12 protein-coding genes are annotated in these 13,642 nt (G+C 35.5%); 5 read left to right on the forward strand and 7 right to left on the reverse strand.

Translation table 11 applies throughout. The features are described 5' to 3' along the window. The first annotated feature begins 183 nt into the window (after positions 1-183). The 4 genes from AC1Q51_RS14770 to entC all read left to right on the forward strand — a co-directional run bounded on the left by AC1Q51_RS14770 (position 184) and on the right by entC (position 5,009). Positions 184-1,287 carry an efflux RND transporter periplasmic adaptor subunit gene (locus tag AC1Q51_RS14770; RefSeq protein WP_098251172.1) on the forward strand — a complete coding sequence of 368 codons (1,104 nt, stop codon included), beginning with the start codon at positions 184-186 and terminating at the stop codon, positions 1,285-1,287. Beyond that, the gene (locus tag AC1Q51_RS14775; RefSeq protein WP_000609100.1) at positions 1,284-1,958 is read left to right on the forward strand and encodes an ABC transporter ATP-binding protein; all 675 of its coding nucleotides are present in this window, start codon (positions 1,284-1,286) and stop codon (positions 1,956-1,958) included. Before AC1Q51_RS14770 ends, AC1Q51_RS14775 begins: the two co-directional genes overlap by 4 nt. Positions 1,959-1,984: 26 nt before the next feature. Continuing rightward, entirely contained in the window at positions 1,985-3,139 is a 1,155-nt protein-coding gene (locus AC1Q51_RS14780) for an ABC transporter permease (protein WP_416135369.1), read from the forward strand. Between the two features lie 457 nt (positions 3,140-3,596). Further along, positions 3,597-5,009, forward strand: coding sequence for a cell wall-binding protein EntC (gene entC, locus AC1Q51_RS14785; protein WP_139213334.1), 1,413 nt, complete (start codon positions 3,597-3,599; stop codon positions 5,007-5,009). Positions 5,010-5,284: 275 nt separating this feature from the next. On the opposite strand, the gene AC1Q51_RS14790 is transcribed toward entC, so the two are convergent. The 7 genes from AC1Q51_RS14790 to AC1Q51_RS14820 all read right to left on the reverse strand — a co-directional run bounded on the left by AC1Q51_RS14790 (position 5,285) and on the right by AC1Q51_RS14820 (position 11,851). After that, complete coding sequence (locus tag AC1Q51_RS14790) at positions 5,285-6,370, reverse strand: DUF871 domain-containing protein (RefSeq protein WP_090978472.1); 1,086 nt, start codon at positions 6,368-6,370, stop codon at positions 5,285-5,287. After that, entirely contained in the window at positions 6,360-6,638 is a 279-nt protein-coding gene (locus AC1Q51_RS14795; RefSeq protein ID WP_090978470.1) for a hypothetical protein, read from the reverse strand. Before AC1Q51_RS14795 ends, AC1Q51_RS14790 begins: the two co-directional genes overlap by 11 nt. Beyond that, complete coding sequence (locus AC1Q51_RS14800) at positions 6,614-7,924, reverse strand: PTS sugar transporter subunit IIC (protein ID WP_001013057.1); 1,311 nt, start codon at positions 7,922-7,924, stop codon at positions 6,614-6,616. The genes AC1Q51_RS14795 and AC1Q51_RS14800 overlap by 25 nt, the downstream gene beginning before the upstream one ends. An 83-nt stretch (positions 7,925-8,007) precedes the next feature. Beyond that, positions 8,008-8,313, reverse strand: coding sequence for a PTS sugar transporter subunit IIB (locus tag AC1Q51_RS14805; protein ID WP_000275645.1), 306 nt, complete (start codon positions 8,311-8,313; stop codon positions 8,008-8,010). 1 nt (position 8,314) lies between these two features. Further along, positions 8,315-8,635: a PTS lactose/cellobiose transporter subunit IIA gene (locus AC1Q51_RS14810; protein WP_090978468.1), complete on the reverse strand. Its 321-nt coding sequence runs from the start codon at positions 8,633-8,635 to the stop codon at positions 8,315-8,317. Positions 8,636-8,745: 110 nt separating this feature from the next. After that, on the reverse strand, positions 8,746-10,686 hold the full coding sequence (locus tag AC1Q51_RS14815; RefSeq protein ID WP_090978466.1) for a BglG family transcription antiterminator: 1,941 nt from the start codon (positions 10,684-10,686) through the stop codon (positions 8,746-8,748). 76 nt (positions 10,687-10,762) lie between these two features. Beyond that, positions 10,763-11,851: a DUF871 domain-containing protein gene (locus AC1Q51_RS14820; protein ID WP_353812563.1), complete on the reverse strand. Its 1,089-nt coding sequence runs from the start codon at positions 11,849-11,851 to the stop codon at positions 10,763-10,765. A gap of 319 nt (positions 11,852-12,170) precedes the next feature. Between AC1Q51_RS14820 and AC1Q51_RS14825 the strand changes: the two genes are divergently transcribed. After that, entirely contained in the window at positions 12,171-13,373 is a 1,203-nt protein-coding gene (locus tag AC1Q51_RS14825; protein ID WP_000503255.1) for an MFS transporter, read from the forward strand. Positions 13,374-13,642 lie beyond the last annotated feature (269 nt).

Below are 13,642 nucleotides of genomic sequence, written 5' to 3' on the forward strand. Positions count from 1 at the left end.
TTATTGTAAGAAAGAAACGACGAGTCAATTCATTTGCTTACACTTGGACAAGCTCTACCTTACATTTACATATTCATACCTTACAAAACTGTAAGGTTATTGTAAGCTAAAACGATTTGTCAGATTCTTCACCTCTTCTATACTTAATGTAGATACTAAAACGAACGAAAAGGTGATAAATAGATGAAGAAGAAAAATAAAGTGTTAATTACTAGTGTAGTAGCAATCGGAATTGCAGCTGGATCATACTTTGCATTTGCTGGGGGCGGTTCAGATGTAGCGATGGCATATAGCGGATATAAAGTAACTGAAAAACAAATCCAAAACGCGCAAAAATTTGGTGGCGAAGTTATTCCAAACGGAATTGAAACTATTTCATTCGATCCAACAAAAGGAACATATGAATTAGCTGTGAAAAAAGGCGATGAAGTGAAAAAGGGTCAGCTTCTATTTAAATACAATGATCCGACTGCGAAACAAGGTGTAACAGAAGCAGAAATGCAAAAGAAAATCGCACAAAAAGAAGTAACGTTGCTCCAAAAACAAATTGATGCAGCGAAACAAAAATTACAAAAAGATAAAAATGCAGGCCTTCCTGCTGAAGCATTAAAAGCATCAGAAGCCGAAGTTGGGCAATTAGAATCACAAATTGAAATGAAAAAGTTTGAAGTTGAAAAAGCTGATGAAATGATTAAAGCAGCAAAAGAGAAAGTAAACAATCTTTCTGTAACAAGTCCTGCTGATGGCGTAATTGATGATATCGTAAAAACTGCTGACGAAAAAACAGGTATGAGCGGAATTACTCTTCGTCACGCTGGTCAATTTAAAGTAAAAGGTCAACTTTCTGAATATGAGCTTGCTAGTATGAAAGTTGGGCAAGAAGTAACTGTTTCATCAAAAACTGTCGCTGGTAAGACTTGGACAGGAAAAGTAACAGAAATCGGTTCTACACCTTTAAAGAGCATGGATGAAAATAAAACTGTTTCTAATTACCAATTCACTGTCACATTAGATAATAGTGACGAACTACAAAACGGCTTCCACGTTTACGTAACAAGTAAATCTGGCGAAGCAACTGGTACAATTGTTCCGAAAAGCAGTATCGTGAAAAAAGGTGACAAAAATGTTGTCTTCGTTGTAAAAGACGGTAAAGCGAAAGAACAAGCAGTTACTGTTGAATTCGAGACTGATAGCGAAGCAAAAGTTTCTGGAGTGAAAAAAGGAGAGGAAATTATCTCTAAGCCTGAAAAAGACTTAAAAGATGGTATGGAGGTTGTCGCCCAGTGATTAACTTAAAAGGCATCACGAAATCCTTCCAAAATGGTGCAGAGTCCGTTCAAATATTACACGGAATTGATGTAACACTGAACCAAGGAGAATTCACTTCGATTATGGGACCTTCTGGTTCTGGTAAATCAACATTAATGAACATTATCGGTTGCTTAGATAAACCGACGACAGGTACGTACGAACTAGCTGGTCAAAACATTTCAAACATGTCTGAAACAGAACTTGCACACGTACGTAATAAAGAAATCGGATTCGTATTCCAAAACTTCATGTTATTACCTAGACTTACAGCACTTCAAAATGTAGAGCTACCTCTTATTTACGCTGGAGTCGATAAAAAAGAAAGACGTGAGCGCTCGTTAGCTGCTTTAACAAAAGTAGGCTTAGCTGATCGCGCTACTCACTTACCGAACGAATTGTCCGGTGGGCAAAAGCAGCGTGTCGCTGTTGCACGTGCAATCGTAAATAACCCAAAATTCATTTTAGCCGATGAACCGACGGGAGCACTTGATACGAAAACAAGCACACAAATTATGGACCTCTTTTACGAATTAAATAAACAAGGCTCAACAATTATTATGATTACCCATGATCGTGAAATCGGGGAAGCTGCAGCACGTCAAATTGTAATTCGTGACGGAAATATCGTCCAAGATTGGAGGGGTTAATTTTGAATACGAGTGAAAATATACGCATGGCCCTTTCCTCTATCTTTGCTCATAAGATGCGTTCTATCTTAACAATGTTAGGTATTATTATCGGTATTAGTGCCATTATTACTATCATCTCGATGGGTGATGGTACAAACGCAAAGTTTAAAAAAGAATTAGGCCAAGGAAAAGATAATGAAGTAACGATTTACTACAACAATCCTGATTACGGAACAGATAGTGCCAAAATCACACCTGATATGCTAAACCGTCTGCAAACTGTACCAGGCGTTAAAGATGTGTATCCAGACGTAAGTATGAAAGTAAAAGCAGCTGCTGGTTCAAAAGATGTAAATCTTGATTTAAAAGGTGGAACAGGCTCCTTTATGACAGATTCGAAAATAAAATTAGTTCACGGTCGTGAATTAAATGACAGTGAACTAAACCAAGCAATCCCTGCTGTTATATTAAATGAAGAAGCTTTCAACAAATTATTTAGTAGTGGTTGGGAATCCAATCAATACACAGATATAAAAGGAAAGCCGTATAAAATAGTTGGTGTATACGAAACGAAAAACGACTTTGGAATGCCTATGCCTGAAGGTTATACATCACTTGAAAATGCGCCTGTCATTTCAGGAGTAAATGAGTATGACTCTGTAAGATTAACAATGACCTCTCCGACAGAACGTAAAAGTGTAGAAAAACAAGCTGTTTCTGTTTTAAACGAAATGAAAGCTCCTAAATTTGAGCACAAATTCGAAGCACAAGACTTAGGTGAATTTACGAAACAACTAGACGAATCAATCGGTATGATGAAAATGGTATTCGGTGGTATTGCTGCTATCTCCTTACTTGTTGGTGGTATCGGTGTAATGAACATTATGCTTGTATCTGTAACAGAACGTACACGCGAGATTGGTATTCGTAAAGCACTTGGTGCAACACGTGGTAAAGTATTAACACAATTCTTAATCGAATCTTGTATTTTAACAGGACTTGGTGGTTTCATCGGATTCATGCTCGGTATTTTCTTCGCTTGGATCGTCTCAATCTTTGCTGGATGGCCACTCGTTGTCTCAAAAGAACTTGGACTTCTTGCAGTAGGTATTTCAATGCTAATCGGTATTGCATTCGGACTATTACCAGCTAACAAAGCTGCAAAACTTGATCCAATTGAATGTTTACGATATGAATAAACAAAAACGTAGGAGTTTACACTCCTACGTTTTTTATTTACCTATTAAATCGAGTTTCTTCTATTATATATGTTTCATGTTACAACTATCATTCTAATACTCTTCATTATTTATAGGTACTAAGGCTATTATCTAATCCTATTATTGCAAAAATACTATGTAACAGACGAAAATCAAGGCGTAATTTTTTCCATGCTTCGACTGATTTTGTAACAATTATATCGATATTTCATTAAATTTCACCTCATTTATATCTTTTCACATCTAAAAAGGTTATTATCCCATAACTATTTTTTCATTTAAACAGTAAAATAAGCTGTTTTCGTAACACTATAGATATCCTCAAGAAACATTACTGTAACATTATTAATGTTACAGTAATTGAAATACTACTCATTTTGTGTTTTACATGCCCTGATACGCCAAAAAACAACAAGGAAGCGCTATCAGGATATTTATGGAATTGTTACAGAATATTAATGCCCCGTTACGAAAGCTTTGTAATTATATGTTTTTCGCAAATAAGAAAATAATGGTTGCTATAATGAGGTCAACGAAAACAAATGCAATGGAGGCTATTATGAAAAAATTTATGGGTATAGCAACAGCAGCGGTTTTTGGTCTTGGGATTTTCACAACATCTGCTAAAGCAGAAACGATCGTAACGACTGACGTACTAAACGTACGAGAAAACCCAACTACTGAATCAAAAGTTGTAGGAAAATTATTAGATGGATATAAAGTAAATGTTTTACATACAGAAAATGGTTGGTCAAAAGTTCAATTGAATAGCGGTAAAGAAGCTTTCATAAGCGCTGACTATACAAAAGACACTTACTACGTCACAGCAAACGTATTAAACGTACGTGCTGGAGCAAACACAGACTCAGAAATTCTTGGTAAGTTGAAAAAAGATGATGTAATTGAAACAACACACCAAGTACAGAATGATTGGATTCAATTTGAATATAACGGAAAAACAGCTTATGTTCATGTTCCTTACTTAACAGGTAAAGCACCAGTTAAAGTTCAACCAGTAGTTAAAGTTGAAAAAACGACTAATGTTCAAGATACAGCTAAAGTTCGTGAAGCAGTTAAAGCTCAGGAAGTAGCTGAAACTCAAGCAAAAGCTAAAGCTCAAGAAGCAACTAAAGCTCGTGAAGCGGCTGAAGCTCAAGCAGAAGTTAAAGCTCAGGAAGCAGCTAAAGCTCGTGAAGCAGCTAAGGCTCAAGCAGAAGCTAAAGCTCAGGCAGACGCTGAAGCTCAAGCAGAAACTAAAGCTCAAGAAGCGGCTAAAGCTCGTGAAGCAGCTAAAGCTCAGGCAGCAGCTGAAGCTCAAGCAGCGGCTAAAGCTCAAGAAGCAGCTAAGGCTCAAGCAGAAGCTAAAGCTCAGGCAGATGCTGAAGCTCGTGAAGCAGCTAAAGCTCAAGAGGCAGCAGCTGAGGCTCGTAAAGCAGCTAAGGCTCAAGAGGCAGCTGATCGTGAAGCGGCTAATAAAGTTCAAAAACCAGCTACACAACAACCTGTTGCAAAAGAAACTGAGAAAAACACACAATCTTCTTCTCGTGAATTCCAAGTTGTAGCAACAGCTTACACAGCAGATCCACTTGAAAATGGTTATAAAGCAGGCGACCAAGTAAAATCAGCTTTAGGTCATAACTTAACAGCTAATCCAAACATGAAACTTATTGCAGTTGATCCAAGTGTAATTCCATTAGGTTCAAAAGTATGGGTTGAAGGTTACGGAGTAGCAATCGCTGGTGATACTGGTGGAGCTATTAAAGGTAATAAAATCGACGTTTTAATGCCAGATAAAGGTACATCAAGTAGCTGGGGACGTAAAACAGTTACAGTTAAAGTATTAAACTAGTTAGTAAAAAAGAGTCAGTCTCATCGTTGAGGCTGGCTCTTTTTTTACTCTATTAAACTACTGAAAAATGACATAGTAAATGAAATTATATCAACGATTTTTCAAATATATCTATCGTAACCTACAATATATCAACGATTTTTCGAATATATCTATCGTAACTTATAATATATCAACGATTCGACAAGAGATATCGATTTACCGACAAATTTTGACGTTAAAAGTACTTTAATATTAAAAAGGCGGTCCAAAATTTGGAACGCCCCCTATCTTCCCTATTCCACACAAGTAAACTGCGTCCAAGCTCCTACATAATTTAGTAAGAATAGCTCCTCTTCCGCAATTGTACCGACGATATTTTTCCGTTCATCTATCGGCATTTCTTTTAAAATGATTTGCAGTTCACCTTTATACTTACCAAATGAATTATTTCCAATTACAACTTGCCCTCTTTCCTGTAGCACACTTTCACGCACTGGGAAGTCATAGTCTTTGTACTTTTTACGTACTTCTGTAGAACGTACCATATACTCTGTTATGTCGCCGCGTCTTACGTGTAATTCTTGCAGCGTAGCTCTCTTCTCTACTTCAGTCACTTCGTCTACAAAGTGCACTTTTAGCTGTAACATGTAGCGATTTAAGTTTCCTAGTTTCTCTAACTCTTCCTCACTCGCATAAGCATTTCCGATAATGACATCATCGATTAGCTCTGTTGCCCATAAATGCTTCGCTTGTACTTCAATTGGTAAATTACGATGCTCTTCTAACGTACATAATCCGTCGTTAATATCCCATGGACCAATGTTTGCGGCATGTGATGTAATAAATGCTGCACTGCGAATACCATGCTTTTTAAAGCGTTCACTACAACGAATGAAATAATCGTACGGAAGACCAGTGAATTTTTGCGGATAAAAATTATGACAACCAATTAAAGCTGATTTATTTGCTTGATGCGAAAGAATATTCTCTAAGTACGCAATATCGTTACTTACATTTAACTCAATTTTTAAACCGTACGGATTATTCGTCATTTTCGCTTCCGTTAATCCGTCAAAACCTACATCTAAACGAATACCGTCTGCGCCTAACTCTGCGAAAAATGATAGATCGCTATAACTAATACCAAGCTGATCAAACACAGCCGGAGCTACATCTAAAATAACTTCCATATTGTTATCTTTCGCATGATTAATAATTTCTTTAAATTCAGCTACAATTTCTTCTTTCGGACGATTCACAGATAACAAACAAGTAAATATTCTTGAAAAACCGTGTCGTGCCGCTGCGGAAATATAAGCCATATCTTTTTCTTTCGTTGAATGTTCTGGGTAAAGTGAAATTCCTAATTTACGCTCCATGCTTTTGCATCTCCTTCACACGTTGTATTAATGCCATGCTCGTAAATCTATATTTTGCAGATAAACACGTTGCACATAAAATTGTCGGTACAATAATTACGTAAGGTGATTGCAATCCTAACATTACATATGCACCCATTGAACAACTGATAAATAAAACTGATACTAGTAGTAACACTAATAAAGATTTACTTTGTACCCATTTCGAATAATGGGCAATACACTGTCCGACCACGAATGTAATTAAGATGATAATTGCTCCGAGCATTCTGTTTTCTCCTCTCCTGCTAATTGTTGTTTCTCATACATTTTGAAGAATGGATAGTAAATAACGAATGAGATCGCAAAGTTAACAAGTACAAGTACACCAGCCATAATTGTCCAGTCCGTGCTAATAATCGCTGCAATTGGTGCTAACATCGTAAATGGCAGTTTCGCCATCATGAGTGGAATCATACCTGAAACAACTGCGAAATATGATACTGTCGTTGTCACTAGCGGTGTAATAACGAACGGAATAATTAAGATTGGGTTCATTACAATCGGAGCCCCGAAAATAATTGGCTCGTTAATATTGAATAAACCTGGTACGAATGATAATCTACCTAACTCTTTTAGGAACTTAGATTTAGAGAACATAAACATAATTACTAAAGCTAACGTTGAGCCTGATCCGCCAATCCATACGAACCATTGAATGAATTGCTCTGTAAATAAGTTTGGTAACTGATGTGCATTTCCTGTAGCCGTGAACACTTCCATATTTTCAAGAATTGCTGAATCCCACATCGGACGAATGATTGGTCCTAAAATCGCCGGTCCATGTATACCAAATGACCAGAAGAACACGATTAAGAATACTGTTAATAAACCACCGAATAAGTTATTTCCTACTAGTACTGATTTTAATGGTGCGATTAAATATGTAATTGTTGTATTTACATCGAATTTCAAACCGTAGCGAATGCCCCAAAATAAAAGAATAACTACTAATGTTGGAATTAATGCTGCAAACGAATTTGAAACTGCTGGTGGTACACTGTCTGGTAATTTTATTGAAATATTATGCTTAATCATAAAATGATAAATTTCTACTGCAATTAATGCTGTAACAATTGCGCCGAATAAAGACGTTGCACTTAATGTTCCTACTGAAATATATCGACCTGCATCAATAACACCTGGTACAGCTTTCGTAATTTGAATTGGTTCAACTGATGCTAGTAAAAAGGCGAGTACAGATAGTAGCCCTGCACTTAATTGATTGAGCTGATAAAAGTTCGCGAGCGAAGCCCCTACTCCAAACGCTGCGTATAAGGCCATTAGTCCTACTGTAAATCGGAATGGAATATCTAAAATATGGCGAAACGGTGCAATCCATTCCATATATGCATCAATTGGTAAATTTAAAAAGATAACGAAAAATGACCCGACGATCGTTAACGGTAATGTAGAAATAACCCCATTTCGAATTGCCAATAAATGTCGTTGTCCTGCAATTTTTTGCGTTGTTGGCATAATCTTTTGTTCCATAAAACTCATAAACCCATTCATCAATAGCCCTCCTCTTTCTCTCTACTATAAAAGAATGAAATAAACTTTATAACATTATAATGTTTATATTTAAAAAGATATAATTATGCTAAAACTAATTGTTCTGCTTGCCTAAGCACTTTCAAACCATCACACATGCCATAATCTCGTTGGTCTATAATTGCAACTGGTATGTTGTATGAGTTTGCAAGAAACTCTACAGCTGGAAATAAATATTTCACTTGTGGACCGATTAAAACGACATCGGCTTCTTTTATTTCAAGTTTCACAAGTTCTGAATCAACCGCCTTAATTTTATAATTCTTCCCCTGTTTCTTTGCCTCTTCTTGCATTTTTCTTACGACCATACTCGTTGACATACCTGCTGCACAACATAATAAAATATACATCTTATACTGTCACTTTCTCTTCTACTCGTTTATGAAGAGTAATAAATTCTTCAGCTAGTTCTTTCACTGTAATTGCATTCATTAAATGGTCTTGTGCGTGCACTAACAGTAAACTGATTTCTGCATGAATTCCTCTTGCCTCTTCTTGAATTAAATCCGTTTGAATACGATGCGCTGCTGAAATTTCCTCACTAGCAAGTTTCATCTTTTCACCCGCATTCTCAAAATCTCCTTGTCTTGCAAAAGCGATTGCTTCAAGCGCTGCACTTCTCGCATTGCCACCATGTAAAATTAACGCAAATGGAGTTTGCATATCAGCCATTTTAAATTCCCCCAAGCTATATGTTTTCTATATTTTTATCTTATTATGAAAACGCATACAATTAAACATAAAAAACTTCCGTTATGTAACGGAAGTTTTTATATACTTTTTCAAAATGATAATAAAATCTCTTGAAAATCTTCAATTACCTCGGTCTGAGTAAGTTTCTCTATCGTAGTTTGACTAGACATAATATCATATAAAAAATCATAAAGCCTTTGCAAATCTTCATTATTATTGCGCTTTACACTAAATAAAATAATTACTTGTACTTTTTTATCTCCCCAATCAACAGCCTTTTCAAGTGTGCAAAACATCAAAAAAGTTTCCTCACTTAATAACTGCATCGGATGCGGGATTGCAACTGAATTCCCAACCGCTGTCGGAGACGTATTTTCTCTTTCCATAACAGAAGCATAAAAGTTTTCTTGTACATAATGTTTCTCAGCAGCTTTCTCACATAAAAACTGAATAACATCCTCTTTCGTAGAAGCACTATGATTTAAAAAGATTAAATCTTCCTTAATATAAGGCTGCACACTAGTATTCACATGCGTAAACAACCGCTGACCAATCGATTTAATCTCTTTATCATCAAATATTGAATTCACTTTTATAACTGGAACAGGCAAGCCACTCGGTATATGAATCGTACTAATAATACAATCTATTTTTTCTTTATAAAGATCTTCTACTTTCAATTGATAATAGCCTGTAATACCTACAATCTCTAATTTATCTCGGAACTGTGATAAAATTTTATATTTTAATAGTTGTGCACTTCCTTGACCAGTCGCACAAACTAATAAGCATCTTTTCTTTTGATTTTGCTCCTGCAAACGGCTCATCGCTCCGCCGAAGTGAATTGCAATATAGCCAATTTCACTTTCAGGGATCGATTCACCCGTATATTCACCAATGATATCTCCAACAAGAACCGCAATTTCAAAAGCATACGGATAATTCTTTTTCACTTCTGCCAAAAGAGGATTTCTCGTATTTAACTTATACTTCAAACGATTTAATAACGTTTTTAAATGAATACCAAATCCAAATAATAATTCTTCGTCATAATAAAAAATAAGATTCCGTTCTTCCGCTACTTTAAAAAGAATATGTTGCATAAATGCATATATATCTTTCCCTAATAGCTCTTCTACATTTTCATAGCGATCTCTCGTTGTAACAGCAGTACTTAATAAATGCATCGTCACATATAATACTTCTTCTTCTGGAAATGAAAATTTTAACTCTTTCTCTAAATCTCCTAAAATCTGCTTCGCAATTGTATATTCTTTCTTTATTATAAGTTCTGATTGCTCCGCATGCAGTCCTTTCATATAATGTTGACTTTGACAACGCTTTAATGCGATTGCAATATGAATGACCAAATTATCAATTTCTATATCAGATAAATATATTGTTCCGCCTTCAATATACTTTAATATAATTGAACGAATGAGTGATATATGAGGTAGCGATAAATACGTCTCCGTCTGCTCAAATTGCTCATGAAACGGAGTATGGTCATAACGCGGTAAACCATATTGTGATAAACAAGAACGAATATTAAATTCCTCTCCAACAATACGTATACCATAATACGGTCTCTTCTCAATTTGTAATTTATAGCGACTACATATATCTGTAACATCTTTCATAATTAAATTGACCGTTGATTTGCTCACATAAATCTCTTCTGCTAATTCTGAAAGCTTCACATATCCCTCTGTCGTTAAAACACGATGCAGAATATACGCTATTCTTTCTTCATAAGAAGTTGGGATCTTTTCCGTCTGTTTTTGAAATAGACTCACACAAAAGTCTTCAAATTTCTTCGTTTGTATAATTTCTAATTCGTACCCAGTCCCTCTTTGCGATTCGATTTTCGCTCCGTTTTCTTCCAATATATCATTTAATAATTTTATATCCTTTTGAATCGTCTTCGTCGATACATGTAAACGGCCCGCTAAAAAAGCTCGATTTAACATCGATTTCTCTTCTAAAAACTCCTCTAAAATAGAAATTAATCGCTGATGCACCTTTGTCATAGCTCTTCCTCTCGCTCTTTATATATAAATGGGGAAAAGCTGCTGAAATCAGTAGTTTTTCCCCTTTATATTCTCTCTATTTCTTTAATGTGAATCCGAATTTATCCCATGCTTGTAAATAGTCTAGTAAGAAAATCTCTTCTTCTACAATTCGACCAACTACATTTGTTTTTCCTGTATTCACCATATCTTTTAATGCAATTTGTAATTCGCCTTTATACTGGCCATATTGTTCATTATCAATTAATAAATCTCCACGCTTAATTTCACGCGTATTATGAGGTTTAAACTCTTCTTTTTTATATTTCACACGACTTTGTGTAGAACGAATCATATATTCAGATACATCTCCGCGATAAAAATGTGGTTCGTCTAATACGATAATTCTTTCTAATTCTGTCGTTGTATCATATAGTTCTATATCAAATGTTTGTTTCTCTTTATTTAATGCACCTAGTGCTTGTAATTCTTCTTCTGACGCATATGCGTTTGCAATAATAATATCATCAATTAATTCCGTCGCAAATAAATGCTTCGCCTGTGTTGTCATCGGTAATTCACGATGCTGCTCTAATGTACATAACCCTTCTGTTACTGGCCAAGGTCCGTATGTTGCATCAAATGATGAAATAAAAGCAGCCGTTCTCATACCGTAATCTTTAAATTGTTTCGAGCATTTAATGAAATGATCGTATGATAACCCTGAATAACGATGCGGATAAAAATTATGACAACCAATTAAATTTTCACGATTTGGTCTATGACTCATAATGTTATCTACATACTTCGTACCATTACTCATATTAATCTCAATTTTCAAACCATACGGATTATAAGTCATAATTGATTCTTCTAATCCTGAGAAACCAACATCTAAACGAATACCGTACGCACCCAATTCATGGAAGAATGATAAATCATTATACGAAATACCTAATTGTTCAAAAACAGATGGACTAATATCAACTAATACTTGGAACCCTAATGCATTCGCATGAGAGATCGTTTCTTTAAATTCTTCTATAATTTTCTCTTTTTCTCCATCCACAGATAATAAACATGTAAACACACGTGTAAATCCATATTTACTTGCTAATGTTAAATACTCCTTATCTTTCTCTACTGTTGAATGTTCTGGATAAATAGAAATACCTAATCGTCTCATATGTACACGCCTCTTTCTTCATCATATTGTAAACCTTTTCAAATATATGTAGTGAAAAAGTATATATCCCCTTCTTGTTCACTACTCCTTTGAATCCGCTTTCTTTAAAGAAAAAACAATTTCTATCATTCTTAACACCTACAAGTCTATACATCTATACTTTACATCTTTTTTTCATAGTTGTGTAGCCTTTACACAAATTTGTCAGTTTTTCACCTTAAAAATTGTTATCCGTTTTCAAGACACCTTCCTTGACTGTTGCATTGGCCAATACATATACTCGAAAGAAAAGAGAAAATTTTATATAGGGGATGAATATATGGGAGAAGCAATACTCGTAAAACGAGAACCGTTATGGACAAAAGAGTTTGTTGCTTTAATTTTTGCAAACTTATGTATGTTTTTAGGGTTTCAAATGTTAATTCCAACCTTACCTGTTTATGTGAAAGAAATTGGTGGCACAAGTTCCAATATCGGATTGGTTGTCGGCATGTTTACCGTTGCGGCACTTTTTGTTAGACCGCTAACTGGGAACGCCTTGCAAAAATTCAATAAAAAAATCATTTTAATGATCGGTACTGCTATTTGTTTACTTGCTATGGGCAGTTACCTTTTCGCCTCAACTATCTTTCTCTTGCTTGCTGTTCGTATTTTACACGGAGCTGGTTTCGGTATTACAACGACTACATATGGAACTGTCGTTTCTGATTTAATTCCCTCAGCTCGCCGCGGAGAAGGCATGGGATATTTTGGTCTTTCTGGAACAATCGCAATGGCCCTCGGTCCACTTATCGGACTATGGCTTATGCAAACATATAACTTCACAATTCTTTTTTTATGTGCATTATCGTGCACAATTGTTTCATTAATATTAACGAAACTACTTCAAATCCAAAAAACGAAACAGCCTCCACAACAATCATCTAGTACTTTTCTCGATGGATTTATTGAGCGTAAAGCTTTACTTCCTTCATTATTAATATTATGTATTACATTAATGTACGGAGGAATCGGAAGTTTTATCACACTATTTGCTACAGAAGTGGGCATAGCTGATATTAGCCTCTTCTTTTTATGTAACGCACTAGCAATCGCTGTAACTCGTCCATTCTCTGGAAAGCTATATGATGCAAAAGGCCATACATTCGTCATTATTCCGGGAGTTATTATAACGTTTACAGGTATTATTTTATTGTCGTATACGACGACAATTCCGAGCTTAATTATTGCTGCAGCATGTTACGGAAGTGGTTTTGGAGCGATCCAACCTGCACTACAAGCATGGATGATTGACCGCGTAGCACCGCATCGACGCGGCGTAGCAACGGCTACATTCTTCTCCGCATTTGACCTTGGAATCGGCGCTGGAGCTATTATATTTGGATTTATTGCTCATTTTACAAACTATGCAACTGTATATCGTTACTCCTCTCTATTACTTATTGCTTTTCTCTTCATTTACATTACAAGCATAAGAAAACAAAAGCATAGCGATAAAAACACGGAAAAAGCTGCTGGATAAATCAGTGGCTTTTTTATCGTGTTAAAAAATTATTCCCCCTCGTTTTGCTGTTATAAAACTACATGCATTTTCCTACATATTTTTTTAACTTTCATCAAAAAATATACGATGAACTCGCAGACGCTTTCCTTGATATTCAACTGGACATTATTATTCTAAAAAGTGTGATTTCTTTACAAAATTAAGATTTATACAAGATGAAAACCAATAAAATACAGCTGTTTCTTTAAGGGATTGTAAACTTTTCTTCTCTTTGTAAAATTAGTGTA

The organism is Bacillus sp. MT94 (assembly GCF_058792475.1).